This window comes from Posidoniimonas polymericola, assembly GCF_007859935.1.
Lineage (GTDB): Bacteria > Planctomycetota > Planctomycetia > Pirellulales > Lacipirellulaceae > Posidoniimonas > Posidoniimonas polymericola.
The window spans coordinates 19,282-39,728 of sequence record NZ_SJPO01000006.1 but is presented as its reverse complement, the minus strand read 5'-3'; the positions used below and the strand labels follow the sequence as shown (position 1 = coordinate 39,728).

15 protein-coding genes are annotated in these 20,447 nt (G+C 68.5%); 12 read left to right on the top strand and 3 right to left on the bottom strand.

Annotated features, from left to right (window positions below; genetic code table 11):
- Positions 1-134 precede the first annotated feature (134 nt).
- The 12 genes from Pla123a_RS12920 (at position 135) to Pla123a_RS12865 (ending at position 17,835) form a co-directional block, all read left to right on the top strand.
- The gene (locus Pla123a_RS12920) at positions 135-1,196 is read left to right on the top strand and encodes a prenyltransferase/squalene oxidase repeat-containing protein (RefSeq protein ID WP_146587574.1); all 1,062 of its coding nucleotides are present in this window, start codon (positions 135-137) and stop codon (positions 1,194-1,196) included.
- A gap of 39 nt (positions 1,197-1,235) precedes the next feature.
- A complete protein-coding gene (locus tag Pla123a_RS12915) occupies positions 1,236-2,303 on the top strand; it encodes an AAA family ATPase (protein WP_146587572.1) in 1,068 nt (355 codons plus the stop codon).
- On the top strand, positions 2,269-3,207 hold the full coding sequence (locus tag Pla123a_RS12910; RefSeq protein ID WP_231956430.1) for a DUF58 domain-containing protein: 939 nt from the start codon (positions 2,269-2,271) through the stop codon (positions 3,205-3,207). The genes Pla123a_RS12915 and Pla123a_RS12910 overlap by 35 nt, the downstream gene beginning before the upstream one ends.
- Positions 3,170-5,437, top strand: a complete 2,268-nt coding sequence (locus Pla123a_RS12905) for a BatA domain-containing protein (protein ID WP_146587569.1) — start codon at positions 3,170-3,172, stop codon at positions 5,435-5,437. The genes Pla123a_RS12910 and Pla123a_RS12905 overlap by 38 nt, the downstream gene beginning before the upstream one ends.
- Entirely contained in the window at positions 5,434-7,896 is a 2,463-nt protein-coding gene (locus Pla123a_RS12900) for a VWA domain-containing protein (RefSeq protein ID WP_146587567.1), read from the top strand. The genes Pla123a_RS12905 and Pla123a_RS12900 overlap by 4 nt, the downstream gene beginning before the upstream one ends.
- A gap of 15 nt (positions 7,897-7,911) precedes the next feature.
- Positions 7,912-10,107 carry a hypothetical protein gene (locus tag Pla123a_RS12895; protein WP_146587565.1) on the top strand — a complete coding sequence of 732 codons (2,196 nt, stop codon included), beginning with the start codon at positions 7,912-7,914 and terminating at the stop codon, positions 10,105-10,107.
- A 22-nt stretch (positions 10,108-10,129) separates the two neighbouring features.
- Positions 10,130-11,593 carry a DUF4175 domain-containing protein gene (locus Pla123a_RS12890; protein WP_146587564.1) on the top strand — a complete coding sequence of 488 codons (1,464 nt, stop codon included), beginning with the start codon at positions 10,130-10,132 and terminating at the stop codon, positions 11,591-11,593.
- A 159-nt stretch (positions 11,594-11,752) separates the two neighbouring features.
- A complete protein-coding gene (locus tag Pla123a_RS12885) occupies positions 11,753-12,757 on the top strand; it encodes a hypothetical protein (protein WP_146587562.1) in 1,005 nt (334 codons plus the stop codon).
- Complete coding sequence (locus Pla123a_RS12880; RefSeq protein WP_146587560.1) at positions 12,754-14,010, top strand: NPCBM/NEW2 domain-containing protein; 1,257 nt, start codon at positions 12,754-12,756, stop codon at positions 14,008-14,010. Before Pla123a_RS12885 ends, Pla123a_RS12880 begins: the two co-directional genes overlap by 4 nt.
- A gap of 5 nt (positions 14,011-14,015) precedes the next feature.
- Positions 14,016-15,680 carry a S1C family serine protease gene (locus Pla123a_RS12875; RefSeq protein WP_146587558.1) on the top strand — a complete coding sequence of 555 codons (1,665 nt, stop codon included), beginning with the start codon at positions 14,016-14,018 and terminating at the stop codon, positions 15,678-15,680.
- Positions 15,677-16,729, top strand: a complete 1,053-nt coding sequence (locus Pla123a_RS12870; RefSeq protein WP_197527927.1) for a S1C family serine protease — start codon at positions 15,677-15,679, stop codon at positions 16,727-16,729. The genes Pla123a_RS12875 and Pla123a_RS12870 overlap by 4 nt, the downstream gene beginning before the upstream one ends.
- Positions 16,726-17,835, top strand: a complete 1,110-nt coding sequence (locus tag Pla123a_RS12865) for a S1C family serine protease (RefSeq protein WP_146587554.1) — start codon at positions 16,726-16,728, stop codon at positions 17,833-17,835. Before Pla123a_RS12870 ends, Pla123a_RS12865 begins: the two co-directional genes overlap by 4 nt.
- Here Pla123a_RS12865 and Pla123a_RS12860 read toward each other — a convergent pair.
- The 3 genes from Pla123a_RS12860 to Pla123a_RS12850 are packed head-to-tail and all read right to left on the bottom strand — an operon-like array spanning position 17,797 to position 20,428.
- On the bottom strand, positions 17,797-18,357 hold the full coding sequence (locus tag Pla123a_RS12860) for a hypothetical protein (RefSeq protein ID WP_146587552.1): 561 nt from the start codon (positions 18,355-18,357) through the stop codon (positions 17,797-17,799). The two genes, Pla123a_RS12865 and Pla123a_RS12860, sit on opposite strands and share 39 nt — an antisense overlap.
- Complete coding sequence (locus Pla123a_RS12855; RefSeq protein WP_146587550.1) at positions 18,354-19,412, bottom strand: hydantoinase/oxoprolinase family protein; 1,059 nt, start codon at positions 19,410-19,412, stop codon at positions 18,354-18,356. The genes Pla123a_RS12860 and Pla123a_RS12855 overlap by 4 nt, the downstream gene beginning before the upstream one ends.
- The gene (locus Pla123a_RS12850; RefSeq protein ID WP_146587548.1) at positions 19,409-20,428 is read right to left on the bottom strand and encodes an ATP-grasp domain-containing protein; all 1,020 of its coding nucleotides are present in this window, start codon (positions 20,426-20,428) and stop codon (positions 19,409-19,411) included. Before Pla123a_RS12850 ends, Pla123a_RS12855 begins: the two co-directional genes overlap by 4 nt.
- Positions 20,429-20,447 lie beyond the last annotated feature (19 nt).

Genomic DNA, 20,447 nt, shown 5'->3' with positions numbered 1-20,447 from the left:
CGCTGCGGCGCCTGGCGGTTTTCGCGCTGAAACTTTGCGGGATAGGCAATTCTGGTTAGTAGCGGGGCCGATCTCCGCCTACAATGAAGGCGCCGAAGGGAAAGCCGCCGCAGCTTGCGCGTTTGGAAGGATTCATGACTCTCTCGCTACCGCGTCACGCAACATGGGGCGTCGCCATCTGGCTGTGTGTCCTCGTTGCGTGCCCCGAGCGCCAGTGCGGCGCTCAGCCGCAAGACGCATCGACCCAGGAGGTCATCGACCAGGGGCTCAGGTGGCTCGCTTCCGAGCAGCACCGGCTCGGTCACTGGACGGCCCAGGGGCGGTACCCGACCGCCATGACGGCGCTCTCGGGGTTGGCCTTTCTGTGCGAGGGGTCGACTCCTACCCAGGGGCCCTACGCGGACAACGTCCGCAACGCCGTGGACTACCTCATCCGCCAGGCCCGTCCCAATGGACTCATCGGCGACCCGCTCCGCGACGACCGCTACACCTACGGGCACGGCTTCTCGATGCTGTTCCTATCGCAGGTGCTGGGAGAGGAAGAAGACTACCAGCGGCGCCAGGAACTGGTGCGGGTGCTGACCAAGGCGGTCGAGTTCACCGGCGAGGCGCAGACCGCGGCCGGCGGCTGGGGGTACGTCAGCGCCAAGGACCAGTCCGGTTTCGACGAGGGCTCCACGACCATCACCCAGGTGCAGGGCCTGCGCGGCTGCCGCAACGCCGGCATCCCGGTCCCCAAGCAGGTGATCGACAAGGCGGTCGAGTACATCCACAACTGCACGCTGAAAGACGGCGGGGTGCAGTACAGCTCGAAGGGGGGCGGCGGCCGCCCGGCGATCACGGCGGCGGCGATCGCCTGCCTGTACAACGCCGGTGAGTACGACGACGAGTACGTCCCGCGGATGCGCGAGTACTGCCGCCGGCACCTCGACTCGCACAACCAGAGCAATTACGGCCACTGGCACTACGCCCACTTTTACTACTCGCAGGTGCAGTACCGCGAAGGCGGAGAGTCGTGGGACAACTACCGCAAGGCGACCGCGTCGAAGCTGCTCCGCGAAGCGAGCCGCGTGCAGACGCCTGCCGGCCAGGGAGTGACCTGGGGCCAGGGGTATATAGGCAACGTCTACACCACGGCGCTTAACCTGATTATCCTCCAACAGGACAATGCGGTGCTGCCGATCTACCAGCGTTGAAGCCTCCACCCAAACGAAACTGCAACACGGAAACCGAGCATGGCAGAAGAGCATGGACCACCGGACGAGTCGCCGTTTAGCGGCGATGTGGTCGAGCGGGTGCGCAACGCGGCCGAGTCGATCCGCTCCCAGCTCCGTCGTGTCATCGTCGGGCAGGAAGAAGTCACCGAGCTGCTGCTGATCTCGCTGTTCAGCCGCGGCCACTGCCTGCTGGAGGGCGCCCCCGGCCTGGCCAAGACGCTGCTGGTCAGCACGCTGGCCAAGAGCCTCAACCTGACCTTCAGCCGCATTCAGTTCACGCCCGACCTGATGCCGGCCGACATCACCGGCACCGAGGTTATCGAAGAGAACAAGTCGACCGGCGCCCGCGAGATGCGGTTCATCCCCGGGCCGATCTTCACCAACGTCGTCCTGGCCGACGAGATCAATCGCACGCCGCCCAAGACCCAGGCCGCCCTGCTCGAGGCGATGCAGGAGAAGCAGGTCACGATCGGCCGGATGCGGCACCTGATCGGCGAGCCGTTCTTTGTGCTCGCGACCCAAAACCCGATCGAGCAGGAGGGGACCTACCCGCTCCCCGAAGCGCAGCAGGACCGGTTCATGATCAAGGCGCTGGTCCGCTACCCGACTTTCGAGGAAGAGGTCGAGGTCGCCCAGCGGACCACCACCGGCGGCGCGGTGGAGGTCGAGGCGGTCCTCTCGCCCGAAGAGATCACCAGCCTGCAAGAAGTCGTCCGCAGCGTCCCCGTGAGCGATCACGTCACCCGCTACGCCGTGGCGTTGGTGCGTGGCACCCGGGTTGGCGAGCCGGAGGTCACGGACTTCTGCCGCCGCTCGCTGTCGTGGGGCGCCGGGCCCCGCGCGGTGCAGTTTCTCATCCTGGGGGGAAAGGCCCGCTGCCTGCTGGACGGGCGGCCGTGCGTTTCGATCGAGGACATCCAGGCCCTCGCCTCGCCCGTGCTGCGGCACCGGCTGATGCTCGACTTCGCCGCCGAGAGCGAGGGCGTTACCCCCGACGACGTCGTGGCCGACCTGATCAAGAACACCTCCACAAACCCCGACCGGTTGAGCGATGACCCAAGATTCCGCGGCGTCCTTGCTTCCTGACGTCGTCCGCCGCGTCGGGCGACTGGAGGTCCGCGCGCGGTACGTCGTGGAAGGCTTCCTGAGCGGCCTGCACCGCAGCCCCTACTTCGGGCAGTCGCTCGAGTTCCGCGAGCACCGACAGTACACCCGCGGCGACGACCTCCGTCACGTCGACTGGAAGGTGTGGGCCCGCCAGGACCGGCTTTACGTCAAGCAGTACGAGGAAGACACCAATCTGCGGGCGCTGATGCTGGTGGACCAGTCGGCCAGCATGGCGTACGGCGAGGGCCCGCTCAGCAAGCATGAGTACGCCGCCACGCTGGCCAGTGCGCTCGCCTACTTGCTGCTGCGTCAGAACGACGCCGTAGGCTGCATGACCTTTGCGGACGGCGTCGTGGGGCTCGCGCCGCCGCGATCGAGCAAGAGGCGTCTCACCGCGATCGCCGACCTGCTGCGCGCCGAGCCCGCCGGGCAGGTGTCGGATATCGGCGGCGCCGCCACGGCGGCCGCTGCGCAGATCCCGCGCCGCGGGATGGTCGTCCTGATCAGCGACCTCTTCGCCGACCCCGCCGGGCTCGACCGTGGGTTGCGGCAGCTCCACCTGAAGGGCCACGACCTTGTGGTGCTGCAGCTGCTCGACGACGACGAACTCGATTTCCCGTTCAACCGCGCGTCGCGTTTCGAGGGGCTGGAGTCCAACAAGCACCTGGCCTGCAACCCACGGGCGTTGAAGGCCAACTACCTGCAGGCCATGGAGCGGTTCCTCAACGAGACCCGCCGTATTTGCTTGGCCAATCGCGCGGACTACCAGCTGGTGCGGACTAGCTCGTCATTCGACGCGGTGCTGACCGCCCTGCTCTCTCGCCGCCAATTGCGGAGCAGGTCACGTGATCGCGCCTCGCCGCCAACCGGCGCCCCTTCGTAAGCCCCGTCCACCCACGTCCACGGCCTCCCACCGGCTGCTTCACTTGACCTTTGCGTTCCCCTCATTGCTTTGGATCGGCCTCCCGTTGCTGGCGGGCGTGGTCGCCATCCACCTGCTCAACCTGCGGCGGCAGAAGCCGATCAAGTGGGCGGCAATGGACTTCTTGCTAGAGAGCGAGCGGGTCAACAAGGCCTGGATCAACCTGCGGCAGTGGCTGCTGCTGGCGGCGAGGCTGCTGGTGATTGCGCTAGCGGTGTTCGCGTTGGCGAAGCCGGCCCTCAAAAAGTTCACCTTGTCGGCGCTCGCCGACAGCCGCGTGCGGCACGTCGTGGTGCTGGACGACAGCTACTCGATGTCGGACGAGGGAGCCGGCACGGCGGCCTGGGGCGACGCGGTCGCCGCGGTCGATCGAGTGGTGGGTTTTGCCGCCGAGCGGCCCGGCCACGAGGTGAGCCTGATCCGGTCGAGCGCAGTCGGCGACCCAGAACTGGTCGCCGGTGACGACGACCAGGGCAAGACTCGCTTGCGGACGCTGCTCTCCGCCTCGCGGCCAAGCCAGCTTGCTGCGCCGCTCACGCCGGCCATCCAGGCAGCGCATGAACTGTGCGAGGGCGCGCCGACCGGCGCCCGGACGATCGCCTACCTGGTGACCGACGGGCGGCGGCGGGAGATCGAGCCCCTCAGCGAAACGGTCGCCGCGGTGGAGTCGCTGCAGCAGTCGGGCGCCGAGGTGCGGTGGGTCTCGTGTGTCGCTTCCCACAACCCCAACCTGACGCTGACCGACCTGTCGCCGCTACCCGGCCCAGGGGCGGCCGGCGTCGAGGTGAGAATGCAAGTGACGGTCGCCAACAACGGGTCCGCGCCCACGACCGACGCCCTGGTGCAGATCACGCGCGACGGCAGCGCGTCGCCGGCGGTCGAGATCGGCCGTATCGAACCGGGCAAGCAAGCGACCCGGCAGTTCTCGGTGCTGTTCCGTGAGCCGGGGCCGCACCGCGTGACCGCACGGCTCGAAGCCGACGCGATCTCGGCAGACAACGCGCGCTACTCCGTGCTGCCGTTGGTGACCGAACGCAAAGTGCTGCTGGTCGACGGTTCGCCCAAGGGTCGCGAGTCGGCGCCCTACGCGGCCGCGCTGCGGCCGAACGCTAAGTTGAACACCGGTTGGGCGCCGGAGCGGGTCTCCCCACGCGAGCTCAGCCCGGCGGCCGACTTTGACAAGTACATGGCGGTCTTCCTGCTTGACCTAGAGACGCTCCCCGACGGCGTCGCGGAGTCGCTGTGGGATTACGTCCGACGAGGGGGTGGCCTGTTCATTGCCGCGGGCGAGAACGCCGACCCCAACTACTACAACGCGCAGCTGCTGAACTCTCGACCACAGGGGGCCGCGAACAGGGCGCTGCCGTTGCGGCTCGAACGCCAGGTGCGTCCCCCCCGCGCAGAAGGGGGCGACATGAGGGGCAGCGACCACCCCTTGTTCAATGTGTTCTCCGGCGACCGCGACAGCTTCCTCGGTCTGGTCTCGATCAACTACCTGCAGAGCGTCAGCCCGTTCGATGAGAACCTCGCGACGCGGGTACTTGCCAGGCATTCCAGCGGCGCTCCGTTGGTGATCGAGCATTCCGCCGGTGAGGGACGCTGCGTGGTCATGCTAACAACCGTCGGGCAGAAGCCGCGACGCGACGAGAGCTGGTCGAATCTTTCCACCCTGCCGGTGTTCCCGGTGCTCGCGTTGGAGTTGGCCGCGTACCTGGGTGAGCCGGCAATCGCCCCGCACGGCCTCACGGTTGGCGCCGCCTGGAAAGACGCTGTCCGAGAGGGCGCGAGTGCACCGGTGCGGATCAGCCGCCTCGAACGCGGGTCCGCGGCGCCGATCGCCGACGCCCCGGCCGGCGAGCTCGCGTCGCTGCCGCACCCGGGCGAGGCCGGTTTCTACAAGGTTGAACTGCTGGGCGCCGATCCAGCCAGCGATCGCTGGTTCGCAGTCAACGTCGACCCCGCCGAAGGGGACCTGCGGCTTGCTGCCCCCAACGAACTCAAGGACGCGCTCGCTCGTATCGGTGTGCCGGTCGAAACAGCGGTCGCGTTGTCGGCCTCGGCGGGAGACGACGGGCCGTCACCGCTGCCGCCATTGTTGGCGATGGTCGCGCTCGGGTTGCTGCTCGGCGAGCAAGTACTCGGCGTGTCTGCCAGCTACCACCAGACGCCAAGCGGGAGGGCCGCACGATGATCCTCGCTCAGGCGCTTGTCGGCCCGGCCCCGCGGTACGAATTCGCGACCCTCGGCCCGTGGGCGGACAACCCCAACGCAGCAATTATCGCCGCGTTGGCCGGCTCGGCTTTGCTGGCCGCGATTGCGCTGCTGTACTGGCGCGAACGCAGTTCGCTCTCCCCCGCGGCGATGCTCCCGCTGCTGGTGCTCCGCGTGGGCGCAGTGGTCGGATTGGTGCTGTACGGCCTCGCGCCTGAGAAACGCGCCGCCAGAGAAGAGACCCAGCCCTCGCGGGTCACGGTGCTTGTAGACGACAGCCTGAGCATGTCGCTAGCGAACGACGGCGTGGCGTCGTCGGACCTGACACGCGCCGAAGCCGCCGTTCGGCTTCTCGAGGAAGGCCTTCTCGACACGCTCCGCAAGCAGCACGAGGTGCTCGTCGCCCCGACGAGCGACGTCCGGTCGGGGGCTGTGTTCCCAATGGTCGGCCAGCGTGACGCCGCTCCGGCGGAGGCAGAGAACACTTTGTCCCCGCCGATCGCCGACGCGCTCGCGCCGCGCCGCGCGGAGACGCGGCTCGGCGCGATCGCCGACGCGCTCGCGCCGCGCCGCGCGGAGACGCGGCTCGGCGACGCAATCGAGCAGAGCGTCGCGCTCGCCGCTGGCGGACCGCTGGCGGGGGTGGTGCTCGTTTCCGACGGCCAGAGCAACGCCGGCGCTAGCCCGGAACTAGTCGCGGGCGCGGCCGGGGTAGCCGGCACACCACTGTTCACGATCGGCCTCGGCAGCGAGACCACCGCCAAGAATGTCTTGGTGCGCGAACTGATTGCGCCGGCGCGGGCCTACCCGAAGGACGAGATTCAGCTTGCTGCGGTGATTGAGCAGCAAGGCTACGACGAGGTCGACTGCGTCGCCTCGCTGTTTGTGCGGCGGTCGGAATCTTCGGATGAAGAGCTGCTGGAAACGCGGACTGCTGCGAACGTCAAGCCGAGCGCGCCGCTTCCTGTCGATTTCAAGGTCCGGCCGGAGCAGCCCGGGGGCTACGTCTACCGGATCAGCGTCAAGCCGGTCCCAGGTGAGCAGAAAGAGGAAGACAACGCCGCGGAGGCAGAGGTGCAAGTGGTCGACCGGCTGCTGAAAACGCTCATCATCGCCGGCGGACCAACGCGTGACTACCATTTCCTCCGCGACCAGCTCAGGCGGGACGATTCGTTCATGGTTGACGTGTGGCTGCAGTCGGCGCCCCCCTCCGCGGTCCAGGACGCCGAGCACATGCTCGCCGGCATCCCAGAGGACGAAGAAGACCTCGGCGAGTACGACCTGTTTGTCGCGCTGGACGCCGATTGGACACGCGTCTCGCACGAGGCGACCGAGGCCCTGTCGCGGTGCGTCTCACAGCGGGGCGCCGGGTTGCTGTTCGCTACTGGGGCGGTGAACACCCCTCGCTGGCTCCGAGAGAACCGCGGGCAGTCGATAGTCGCCCTGCTGCCGGTGCGGCCGGCGGCGGCCCCGCTCCTGCTGGGCCCCACCGAGGCGAGCGCTGCCACCCCGGCCAGGATCAAGCTGACCCGCGCCGGACAAGAGGCGTCTGCCCTCTGGGTGCTGGGAGATCAGCAGTCGAGCGTCACGTTCTGGGAGGAAGAGCTGCCCGGCTTCTACACCACCGCCAAGGTGGATGCCGTGAAGCCGGGCGCGGTCGTCTACGCCGAGGCGGTCCCGGTGGGCGACCCGGGAGGCGAGAACCCGCTGGTGGTTTTTGCCGAACAGTTCTACGGCGCCGGCCGCTGCTTCTACATCGGGGCTCCAGAGATCTGGCGACTACGCAGCGAGTCGACCGCCGCCATGCGGGCGTTTTACACCAAACTGCTGCAGCACTTGGCTCAGGGCCGACTCCTGGCCGACTCGCCTGCCGGCAGCCTGCTGTTTGAACGCGATCGGTACAACGTTGGGCAGACCCTTACGCTCCGGGCGACGCTAACTCCGGCGGCCGCTGCCGACCTCGATCCGGCCAAGCCGCTCGATGCGCAGCTCGAGCTGCCAGACGGGACCGTTCAGACGCTGCGGCTGCGTACAACCGAGGCCGCCCCGTCGGTCTGGACGGCGGGCGTGCGGGCCGAGTCAGAGGGCGCCTACCGCGCGACGCTCTCGCTCGCCGTGGACGACCAACCCCTTTCGGCCAAGACGCAGGTTCTTGTGCCGGCGCTCGAACGCTCGCAGACCCAGCGGAATGCTAAGCTGCTCGCCGAGATCGCCGAGCAGGGCGGCGGCCGCTACTACCCGACGCTCGAGGCGGTGCTGCAAGGCGGCGATCAGCTGCCCCCGCTGCCCGAGCTGTTGGTGTCCCGCAGTGAGACCATCGTTATCTACGGCGCGCCCGACGAGAGGTTCGCTCGGCAGGCTGCCCGTTGGCTGCTCGGGCTTATCGCGGGCTGCCTGCTGCTAGAATGGATCTGCCGCCGGGCAATGGGACTCGCCTAGCCAGAACCGCACCGCATGCCGCACCGCCAAGCCCTCATCCGCCGCACGATCGATACCGTCCGAGCCCGGGTGCGCTTCGCACTCGCCGGCGAGACCGCCGCGCGGACGACCGTGGCCCTCGCGGTGTTCTTGTGGGGTTGGCTCGTGATCGACCGACTGCTGGAGCCGCCGGTCTGGGCCCGGGCGATCGTGTTCACCGTTGTCGCGGTGTGGCTGGTCCGCTGGCTGTGGAAGCACTCGCTCTCGGCACTGGTGACGCGTCTGCCCGACAGCGTGATCGCGAGCTGGGTCGAGCGCCGCTGGCCAGAATTGGGCGAGACGCTGCTCACCGCACTAGGTGCCGACGAGAACGACCCCGACCCGATGCACCAGCAGCTCGTGAGCGCCGCCCGCGAGCGGGCGGAGGAAGTGCTGCTGCTCCACGACGAGCCCCAGGTGGTCGACACGCGGCGCCTGCGACCTTGGTTTTGGGGCGCCACTGCCGCCATCGTTTCCGCTGGCGCCGCGTTGGCGCTGACGCCGACCGGCGCCGGGGTGTACTTGCGGCGGCTGGCGTTGTCCGAGGAGCTGTGGCCGCGGCAGGTTGTTCTGCGGGCCGACGCGTTTGTGATGCGTGAGGGCCGATTGGTGTGGCGGGCGCCCAAGGACACGCCGCTCGAGTTAGAGGTCTTCGCCGACCTGACCGGCGGGCACATCGCCCCCGACACGGTCGAGGCGCGACTCCGCCGCGACGATGGGGGCCGTAGCCGGCGGCAATTGTCGTCGATTGGCGAGGCGACCACCGGGCCCGATGCTCATCAGGCGTACCGCATGAAGATCGACCGGCTAAGGCAAGACCTTGAGATCCGTCTGCGTGGCGGTGATGCAAGGCTCGGCCCCCTGCTGATCGAGGTTGCGCCGCGGCCGACGGTCACGTCGGTTGAACTGGAGGTGACCCCGCCGGAATACACCGGCGACCGAACCTACCGCCACACCGCCGACGCTATCGACCGCATCCCAGAAGGCGCAGCGGTGGTGTTGCACGCGGTGAGCAACAAACCCCTGAAGAAAGTCGCGGCGACAATGACCCGCGGCGAGGGCGCTGAACTGCTGGGCGCCCAGATCTCTCACGACGCCATGAGCTTCTCGATCGCCGTCCCCTCGCTCTCCGAAGCGGGCGCCATCGAGATAACGCTGCTCGACCAAGACGGCATCGACAGTCAGCCGCCGTACCGGCTGCCGCTGAGGGTCGAGGCCGACGCCCCGCCCCGGGTCGAGCTGACGCTGCAGGGCGTCGGCCGCGTCATCACGCCCGACGCCGTCCTGCCGGTGCGGGTCGCCATCCTCGACGACTACGGCGTCGACGACGCCGCGCTCAAACTGACGGCTCGCGACCGCACGCTCTCGTTCCCGCTCGCGCTGGGGCCGTCGCCCGACTCGCTCGAAGCGGCGCCGCGGGTCGATCTGCTCGCCCTGCGGTCCGACCCCGAACAGTCGCTTCCGCGACTGGAGCCGGGCGACCGGATCCAGCTGCAGGCGACCGCCCGCGATCACTACCAATCGGCGTCCGACCCGCCGGCGGGCCCGCACGAGAGCACCAGCCAATCCGAGGCGTTTGCGATCGTGACGGCCGAGGACCTAGTCGCGCGCCTCGAAGAACGCGAGGTCAACCTGCGGCGGACCTTCGAGCAAATCTACGACGAGGCGCGATCGGCCGAACTGAGCGCCGACCGTCTCGACCTCAAGCAGCAGGACACGACCCCCGAGGACGCCGCCCGCCAGCGGCGCTTGGGCCTTTCGCGACTGGTCGAGCAGTTCAGCAAGCTGACGCACGACGTCGCGAGCGTCGCCGCCGGATTCGGCGAGATCCACAACGAGCTGGTCAACAACCGCATCCAGAACGACGACCTGAAGGAACGCATCGAGCTCCGCATCGTCCGGCCGCTCGAGAAGATTGCCGCCGGCGGTCTTCCGCGTCTGGAACGCGACGCTAAGGACGCCGCCGCGTCGCTCGGCCAGCGTCCCGACGAGCCGGCGTTGCCCGAGCAGGTGCGTGAGCAACTCGCCGATGTGGTGGCCCAGATGCAGGGCGCCCTCAATGAGATGAAAGCGGTTGAGACCTACAACGAGGTGCTGGCGCTGCTGCGGGGAATCATCGATGACCAGCGAGAAATCTCCGACAAGACCGGCGACGCCCGCAAGGCGTCGCTGAAGCGGCTGCTGCTGGACTGAGCCGAACACGGGACCAAGAATCATGCACACGCGCTCCCCGACCGCTTGGCGTCGCCTCCTTGCCTGCGTCCTGTTGTTCGCCACCTGCGGAGCGTACGCCTGCGCGCAGCCCGCGGACCTGTCGGCCGAGCAGGCGCAGCTGCAGGAGAAGTTTGAGCGGCTCGAGTCGCTCGCGGTGCGGATCGCAGAGCTGGTCGAGATCGAGAACCCCGATCGCGCACAGCAGCTCCGCGGCGCCATCGCAACCAGCCGAGAGCTGGCCCTCAGCGATCGCTTTGAGGCAATTGTTGGCCTGCTCGAAAACGAACGCTATGCCGCTGCCCAAAGAGACCAGGGCGAGCTTGCCGACAACCTCGAGACACTGCTCGGGCTGCTGCTGGCCGATCCGCGCGAGGCCCGGCTGGAGGCAGAGCGGGAGCGACTCAAGCAAGCGATCAAGGATGTGGGTCGGCTGATCCGCGAGCAGCGATCCCTGCGCAGCGAGACTCTCGACTCCGAGGATCTTGCCGACCAGGCGGGCAAGCAGGACGCGCTCGCCGACGATGCCGAGGGCGTCGGCAAGGCGTTGGGCGAAGGCGCGCCCGCCGGGGAGTTGTCGCCTGATGGCCAGCCGTCGCAGGCCCAAGGGGCTGAGGGCGAGCCCGCAGGCCCGTCACAGGACCAGGGCGCGCAGGCGAAGCAACGCGCGTCACAGCGGTTGTCCGAGGCCAAGTCGGCCATGCAGAAGGCCTCCGGGCAGATGGGCGAGGGCGACTCCCAAGGCGCCAGCGACGCGCAGACCGAGGCCCAACGCCAGCTCGAGCAGGCCCGCGAGGAACTGGAGGAGGCCCTGCGGCAGACACGCGAGGAAGAGGCGACCCGGATGCTGACCCGGCTCGCTGCGCGGCTGCGTGGCATCCTCTCCGAGCAGACCGAGATCAACCGCCTGACGATCGAGGTTCACGAGTTGCACGGCGAGGTTGCAAGTCCCCAGAAACGCTCGGCGACCGCCGGACTCGCCAAGCGGCAGGACGAGGCCGCAATGATCGTCGAGCGGGCCCGGCGGCTGGTCGAGGAAGAGGGGAGCAGCATCGCATTCGCCGAGGTGCTCGATCAGGTGAACGAAGACATGGGCACGGTCTCTGGCAGGCTGCAGGAGAGCGACGCCGGCGGTCTTACCCAGGCGATTGAGCAGGACATCGTCGCCGCGCTCGAGGACGCAATCGAGGCGCTCGACGCCCAGCTCGCCGAGATGGCCAACCGCGAGCAGCAACCGCCGTCCGAGGGGCAGCAGCAGGGCGGGCAGATGCAGGAGCCGCCACTGGTGGATCAGCTTGCGGAGTTGAGGATGATCCGTTCGTTGCAGCGGCGGATCCTGCAACGCACCAAACGCGCCGAGCAGATGGGGGAGGAACTGAGTGAGCAGGAGCTACTTGAGCTCCTCCAGCGGCTATCATTGAAACAGCAGCGGGCGCTGAAGGCGGCCGAACGCCTCGTTGAAGAGTAGATCCCGCCAGTACGTGCGGGCCTGACCCCTGGCGGGTTTTCGCCCCACCGCGTCGAGAACGGGCAAACCGCTAGATTCTCTCCCGGATTCGCGTTGTCGCGTTTGTAGAGATAACCGATACTAGAGGTTAGCAGGCGCGGGAGGAGGAAGAGGTCCCTTATGGAGTTCCCCACACCAAATTTCCCGCTCAGCGTCCGACCGCGGTCGGGCCTGCTGCTGTGGGGCGCTATGCTCCTAGCGACGCCAGGGCTGGCCGCCGAAGGCGCCACACCCGATCTGGCCGCTAACAGCGGGGAGTCGAACCCCGCCCGATCGCTCTCGCTGGAGCAGCTCGACGCGCAGATTCGCAAGCTCGCGGCAGACGTTCCGCTGGCGGCCCAGGTGATGGCGGCGGTCGACGCCGGCCACCCGCTCGAATCCCCCACGGCGCTCGCTAGCAGCGTCGACACCGACAGCCGGCTTACCAGCGACCTGGCGCTCCGCGTCGCCGCGGAGTTCGCCGCGGGCCGCAGGTACGAGCCATGCCTGGGATGGTTGGAATTCGTCGCGCCGGACGACTCGAGCTCCCCGATCCTCTACTGGCATTACCGCGCGGTCGCAAACCACCAACTTGTCAGCATGGTCGACGCGGGCGATGCGGCGGCAGAGGTCCTCCGATTCGAGCAGCCCGGCTTCCGACGTGTGCGGGAGTTGGCCGAGCTGATTGGCCGCGACGCCGCCAACCACAAGGCCGGGTCGATCGACCACATCACCCACCAGATGAGCGATGTCGAACGCCGGCTGGCGTTGGGGGAACCCGGCGAACAAAACCAGGAGCTGCAGCAGGAAGTCATCGACTCGCTCGACAAGATGATTGAGCAGATCGAAGAACAACGTAAGGAACAACAGAAGCAGCAGCAACAACAGCAACAGATCGCGCAGGGGGGACAGGGGAGCTCCGCGCAGCCTATGCCCGACAGCCGGCCCGGCGAACTGAAGGGGCCGGGCGAGGTGGACGAGCGAGAGATCCCGCCCGGCGGTGATTGGGGCGCGCTGCCGCCCGCCGAACGCGAGCGTGTCGCCCAGCAGATCATCCGAGACTTCCCTGCGCACTACCGCTCAGTCATCGAGGACTACTTCCGCTCGCTCGCAACATCCCCCGACGACCAGGAGGGCGACCGTTGAGCGGCAAGCCCTGGGCAACTCGACTCTGCGGGGCTGTGCTGTGCGCGATGGTCTCGCCGTTGCTTGCCGAGGACGCAGCGGTGCTCACTCTGAACGGTGAAGAATTTGTCGGCGCCGTCGACGCGATCACCCCCGACACGGTTCGGATCGTAACTAGTGAGGGCCCGGTCGAGGTGGCGACCGGATCGATCCACTGGCTCAGGCTGCAGGGGCGGGCGGCGTCGATGGCCGACGAGGGGCTGGGGCGGATTGAGCTGGTGAGCGGGTCGGTGTTGCCGGCCACGTCGCTCGCGGTCGCCGACGGCCGCTTCCAGGCCGAGCTGGCGCCGCCGCTGTCGTTGGGGCCGACCCGCCGCATCGAGGCGTCGTTCGAGCAACTGGCTTCGTTCGTGTTTCATCTCGCCACGCCGGAGCTGGCCGACCAGTGGCGTCGGATCCGCCAGACCGAGGCGACCGCCGACCTGATTGTCGTCAAGCGACGCGACGGCCAGACGCTCGACTTCGTCGAGGGGATCATTACCGCCGTTTCCGACGCCGCGGTCACCATCGAGCTAGATGGTGAACCGGTCCAGGTGAAACGCGAACGCGTCTACGGCGGCGTGCTGTTCCGGCCGGCGGCCGCCAGCGTCCCCGATCGGCTGCGGGTGCTGTTCGGCGGCGCCGAGCTGCACGGCGAATCGGCGCGGCTCGTCGATGGCGAGCGGCTGGAAGTCTCGCTCCCGATCGGCGAGACGGTCACCCTGCCGCTGGCGGAGGTTCGTGCGCTCGACTACTCGCGCGGCGGCGTGCAGTCGTTGAGCGACCAGCAGCCGATCGTCGACGAGTGGCGGCCGTACTTCGCCCCCCCGGGCGACGTCGCCCTGCTCAAGGAGTGGGGCGGCGCGCGGGGCGACCAGGCCTACGACGGCGGGCCGCTAACGATCCGCGGCGAGGACGGGCGGATCGTGCGTTTCGCGCGTGGCCTCGCCATCCGCAGCCACGGCGAGGTCAGCTACGCGGCGCCCGCCGGCTTCAACTGGCTGCGGGCTACGGTCGGTCTCGACCCGGCGCCCCGCGTGCGGGCGAACATCGTGCTGCAGGTCAGCGTCGACGGCCAGGAGGTGCTGACCCGCGCCATCACCACCGGCGACGCCCCCTACGAGTTGGAGGTCCCGATCGCCGGAGCCGGCGCGGTGACCCTCGAGGTCGACTTTGGCGAAGGCGGCGACGCGGGCGACAACCTCCACCTGGGCAACGCACGATTCACCAAGTAGGGCCCATGCAACGAATCCTCATAGTGATAACCGTCCTCGCGGCGTCGGCGCGGCTCGCCCCGGCCGCCGGCCCCGAGCTCGACCCTCGCATCGAGCAAGCCGAACAGCAACGCGTCCAAACGGTTCGGCGGATTACGCCCGCCACCATCGCTGTCTTTGACAACCAAGGCGAGGGCGGCGGTTCTGGCGTGATTATCCGTGCGGATGGGTTGGCGGTCACCAACTTCCATGTCGTGGCGCCGTGCGGGCCGTTCATGACCTGCGGCCTGCCCGATGGCCGCGTCGTCGCCGCGGTGCTGCTCGGCGTCGACCCGCCCGGCGACGTGGCGCTGATCCGCCTGATTGACGACCGCCCATTCCCGGTCGCCGAGATCGGTGACAGCGACCGTGTCTCCGCGGGGGAAGAGGTGTTTGTGGTTGGCAACCCCTTCCTGCTCGCCGACGACCTGCAGCCGACAGTGACCTGCGGCATCCTTTCCGGCGTGCACCGCTACCAGTACCCAGCTGGTTCGATCCTGGAGTACGCCGACTGCCTGCAGACCGACGCCGCCATCAACCCGGGCAACTCCGGCGGACCGCTCTACGACAGCCGGGGGCGCCTGATCGGGATCAACGGCCGGGCGTCGTTCGAGAAGCGGGGCCGGGTTAACGTCGGCGTGGGCTACGCGATCTCGATTAACCAAGTGCTGCGTTTTGCCGCGCATCTCGAGAGCGGCCGGATTGTCGATCACGCCCGACTAGGGGCGACGGTTTCTACGCTGTCGCGGGGCCGCGTGGTGATCGACGACATCGACGCCGATTCCGACGCCTACCGGCGTGGGCTCCGCTACGGCGACCAGGTGGTGCGCCTGGCCGGACGCGACGTGACCTCAGCCAACCAGGTGCAGAACATTGTCGCGACCTACCCGCCCGGCAGCCGGTTGGCCATTACCTGCCTGCGGGCCGGCGGCGAGACCATCGAAACTACTGTCCGCCTTAGTCCGGCGCACGAGGCCAGCGAACTCGAGGAGATTGTCGGCGCCCAGCTCGCGCAGCCGCCCAAGGAGCCCCCCATCGGAGACGTTTTCGAACCTCGGGTTGGCTACGCCAATTACCTGCCCAACCGCGCCCACAGAGATCTGATTCTTCAGACCTGCTTGCTCCGGGTCGAGGCGGGCGCCAGCCTGCCGTGGCGGATCACCGGGACCGACGCGAACCGCGGCAAGGTCGCCCTCGACCTCGCCGCGGACCGGGTCACCTTCAGCTCGGAACGAAGCGAGTACTGGATCGACCCGAACGCCGATCTCAGCACCCAGCGTGACCCTCCTGGATCGGGAGGCCTGCTCGCGGCGCTCTCGCTGATGCGTACGCTCTTCACCGAGGGGCCCGCGGGCCTGCAGGACTGCTACTACGTTGGCGCGCTGCCCCGCGGCTCGTCGGACGAGCTGCGGGACTGCATCGTGGCGCACCACCATGGCGCCACCGCAGAGTTTTACTTTACCACCGAAGCGTGCCGCCTAGAGCGGATCGAGTACTTCAGCGACGCCGCCGCGGACCCCTGTGTCGTGCTGCTGAATTGGCCGGATGCATCGGCCCAGCGGCCGGCGGGGCTGCGGGTGTCGGTCGGTGACGATGTCTGGCTCAACCTTGACGAACTTCGTCTGACCGCCAGCGCGGAGGCATCGCCGTGACGCCTCGATGGGCTTTACTATTGGCGGCTGCCGCCAGCCGCGGTCTGTTGGCATTTGCGTTGGTGCTGCTCGTCGCTGGGGACGCATCCGCGCAGTCGGCGCCGCCCGACGTACTCGACCGTGTGCAGCAGTCGCTGGTCAAGGTCTACGGCGCCGGAGGCATCCAAGGGATCGAGGCCTACCAGTCTGGCTTCATCGCCGGCGAGAAGGGACGCGTCGTGACCGCCGACAGCCTGGTCCTCGAACAGGGCGAGGTCACCGTGGTGCTGGCGAGCGGGGACCGCTACGCCGGGCGGGTGGTCGGGGCCGATCCGCTGCTGCGGGTCGCGGTGGTCGAGTTCGACCCGGCCGGCGAGTCGCTCACCGCGATCGACCTGAGCCGCCCCCACGAGCCACAGCCCGGCGAGCCGCTGCTCGCGTTCAGCAACCTGTTCAACATCGCGGCCGGCGCAGAGCCTGGATCGGTTATGCGGACGCACCTCTCGGCCGTGACGCCGCGTGAGATTGCGTTTGGATTCTCCGCCCCGCGTGGCAGCGACCGCGTGCTGCTGGTCGACTCGGTCACCAGCAACCCGGGCGCGGCCGGCGGCCTGCTGACCGACTACCAAGGCCGGCCGGTTGGGATGATCGGCAATGAAGTCGAAGGACGCGTCACCGGCGGTTGGCTGAACTACGCGATCCCGGCCTCCCAGGTCGCCGCGAGCGCCCAACGCATCGTGCAGGGCGAGCAGATCCGCGGCGCCGACCCGGTTCCGGCGGCGCTGGTGAGCCCGCTCGATCAGTGGGGCTTCGCCCTAGTGGAGGACATCGCCCCACGGACGCCACCCTACGTAGAACTGGTCCGCACGGGTTCCGCCGCCCAGCAGGCCGGGATGCAGTCCGATGACCTGGTGGTGATGGTCGACAACCTTGTCACGGCCACCGTTAGCGAGTCTTTGCGAGTGCTCACCGTGCGGAGCCAGACGCGAGGAACCAAGCAGTTGCGGCTGACGGTCGAGCGAGAAGGCCAACTGATCGAGATCGTTCTGCCCGCCCAGGAGGCGTCATGAGACGACCGAACACCCGCCTTGCGATGTGCGGCTGGATGCTGCTAGCCACGTCGGCAACTGGGCAGACTTTAGACCCTAGCGGCGACACCGCTCCACCGGAGCAGGCAACCCAAGACCCCCGCGAGCTAGCCGGGCTCTACGCCGAGGCGGTCCAGGCGGCTGTGGGCCGGGTCTCGCCAGCGCTCGTGCAGGTCCGCGTCATTGGCGACTACCGTGGGCTCGGACGCAATGCGTCCGGGGCGATGAGCGGCGTGCTGCTCGACCCCCGCTGGATCATCACAAGTAGTTTCGGCCTCGAACGCCGTCCCGACGTGACGGTGGTTGCTTTCGCCAATGGTGATACGCGGTCCGCGTCGCTCACGAGCATCGATCACAGCCGGCACACGGCGCTGCTCCGATTATCGGAGGACGCCCCCTTCGAAGCCCCTCCGCTCGAGCCACGTTCGGACGCACTCCCCGGCGAGACCGCCATCGGCGTGGGCGTCGCCTACGACCCGGCCAGCCCAAACGTATCGGTCGGGGTGGTGAGCGCCGCGAACCGGCGGCTCGGCCGCGCCGTGCAGACCGACGCCGCCGTGTCGCCCGCCAACTACGGCGGGCTGCTGGTCGACCTTCGCGGCCGGGTTCTTGGGGTTCTCTGCCCCGCGGGGGAACCAGGCGACCCGGCCGGCGGCGCCGAGTGGTACGATTCGGGCATCGGGTTTGCCACGCCACTGGAAGACATCCTCGAGCGTCTCCCTAGGATGCAGGAAGGCGACGACATCCACGCCGGCCGGGCCGGTTTGGCGTTCCGTCCTGGCAACGAGTACACGGAGGCGCCGGTCGTCACCGCCGCGCTCAAGGGTGGGCCGGGTGAGAAGGCGGGCCTGCAGGCCGGCGACCGCATCACGTCGGTTGACGGTGAGTCGGTGGCGAACCTGAAGCAGTTCCGCATCGCCCTCGGCCCGCACGATGCAGGCGATGAGCTGACAGTTGGCCTGCTGCGGGGCGAGCAGGGACTCACGCTCAAACTGCAGCTGGTCGCCGCCTCCGAGCTGCCACGGCCCGAGCCCCGCCAGCCTTCGATGCTAGAGCGTCTCAAAGAGAACCTGCCGCAGCCCGAGTGAGGCCGCCGGGAAAAAGTCGTCGACGTAGCCCTGCTGGGCGAGACTCGCGTGGTCAGACGGTTCACTCGGCGGCGGGCATGACTTCAGCAACACCAGCTCGGCGTTGTAGACCGATGCGACCCGCGCCGCGATCGAGTCGCTAGTCACCTGCCACCCGACCGGCAGGCGAACGCCCTCAAGGTGTGGCTCGACTTCGTTGAGAAAGCGGTCGACGATGCCTACAGCAGCGCCCTCGACGACCGGTGAGTCGGCGAGCTCGACTTCGGGGAGTCCGAAGATCGACGACAGGCAATCGGCGTTGTAGTCCATCTGCCGGATCGCCTCCCAGTGGGCTTCGGTTTCGTCTAGCTTGCCCCTGGCGGTTTGCTCCCGCAGCCAGTCGACCGGCGCCCCCCCGCCGCAAATGAACAACAGGCGGTGGGTAGCTCGGGCAGATTGAATCCAGTCGGGCAGTTGCTCCATGGCGGGGGGCCGGTCCAGGAGGCTGCCGCCAACCTTCACTACGCGCAGGGGGAGCGTCATGTGATGGCCCCCTCACCGGCGAGGAAAGCCGCCCCCTCACCGGCGAGGAAAGCCGCCCCCTCACCGGCGAGGAAAGCCACTGCCCAGGCCGGCGCACAGACGCTCGCGGCCTCGCCGACGAGCGAGCTGAGCGTTGTGACCTCGGCAGCCGGCGCCACGTTCGCGACTGCCTGACGGGCCAGCCATTCCCCGGCCCCGGATACCACGAAGAAGCCATCGCTGCTCGCCTGGAGGTGGCGGAGTGCGTCAGCAAGGCGATGCTTCAGGGCGCCCATTACGTCTTGTGCCAGGCGGGTAATCTGCTCGCTCGTCAAATCTCCTGCGTCGGCGCAGATCATTCTTGCCAGTCGCGCAGCAGAACACGCCCGCGTCAGGGGCCGGCCGTCGGCGCCGAGTGTGTTGGACTCGGGCATCAAACCTAGCAGCACCGCGGCGTCGGCGGTCGTGGCGAACAACTCGGCGGCGACCGGGCACTCGCGGCCGTCGAGCGGCAGGGTGTGTGTCAGCGCCGCGACCGGCGTGCGGCCCACGCCTTGGTACAACAGCTCACCAGATAGGAGCCGGTCGGTGTCGGTGACCGAGTTGCTTAGAACGCCACTAGGAGCGAACCGCACAACGTCAGTTGTCGTCGAGCCGACGTCGATCAGCACGCCCGGCTTCCGAGCAAGTCTTCCGCAGGCAGTCGCCAACGCGTGCCAGTTGCCGGCCGCGACGCCGCGGACGTGATTGGCTGCCTGGTCGGGGCCGATGAAGCCGCTCAACGTCAGATCGTAGACGCGCACGGGCGTCGGTCCCGCCGCCTCCGTCAGCGCGTCGGCGATAGCGGCGACACCCTCCCGCTTCGACGCGTAGCAGTCCGCCAACTCGCCGGTCATCGTGGCGGCGACGCCGCGGCACGGCGGCGCCGAAGCGATGAGCTCCGCAATCGCGGCCGCCAATTCGTTCGGACGCTGCCACAGTGGGAACTCGGTCTGCGCCGCAAACCCAGCCGTGGTCGCCGCCTTGAGGTTGGCGCCGCCGACGTCCAGGCCCAGCCATGGCGCGGCTGTGTTCATTCGTCTAGGTAACTCACGATGCCGTCGGGGTCGAACAAGATGGGCCGCTCGTCGAACGCCAGGTTTGTCGACTCGCCCCGGGCCGCATGGACCATCGCCTCGGCCAGGCTGGTACGGGCAGCGAACCTGAGGCCCGCGTACGACGTGGTGAGTCGGGGGTTGATCTCGATGACGTAGTCTTCGGTCCCGGTCGGGTCGGCGCCGAGCACCAGGTCGAGGCCGACGTAGCCGCTGGCAGGGGGCATCGCGCGGACCGCGTCGAGCGAGAGCTGCTGGGCCCGCTTCACCAGCCCCGGGGCGAGCGGCGCCGACCCGCCCAGGTAGCGGAACCTGCCGTCGGCCGACAGACGCTGGCGGCACGGCATCAGTGGCTTCGGGCCGGCCTCGCCCAGCAGCACCGCAACGCTCGCCGCCATGCCGTTGATGAACGGCTCCAGCCTACGCGCCCACGCGTACGGGGGTGGCGTCTCGCTGCTGTCGTACATCAGGTACGTGTCCTCCGAGCCCGCCCCGTCGATCGGCTTGATCACGGCCGGGTACGGGTGGTCCGTTGGCAGTGGCTCTCCCTCGTCGACGAGCACGCCATCGGGCACACGGACCCCGGCGGCTGCGAGCCGCTGGGCGGTGTCCATCTTGTTGGCGGCGATCGCGATGAACTCGCTGCCAGGGGAGATCAGCCGCGCCCCGAGCGACTCGGCCTCGCGGCACAGCCGCAGCAGGTGGCCGTCGGTCTCCGGGGCGATCAGCAGCACCGCGTCGGCCGAACGCATCTGCTGGTCCAGCACCTCGTCACGTTCGCTTGGGCTGTCGACACCAATCAGTTTGCAGCCCTTCGCATTCAGGCCCATCACGCGGATGTCGCGGAGCAGCGCGACCTCGGCGCCGGGCAGCCTGGCGAAGTCCTCGCCGACCGACCGCGCCATCGCGGTCCCCTCGCGCAGCAGCGACGCCGGCAGCGGGCCGTCCTCGCCGAGCAGGCCGCCGCCCGACACCCATTCGTAGATCAGCACCTTCATGGGCGAGCCCTGCGGGGCC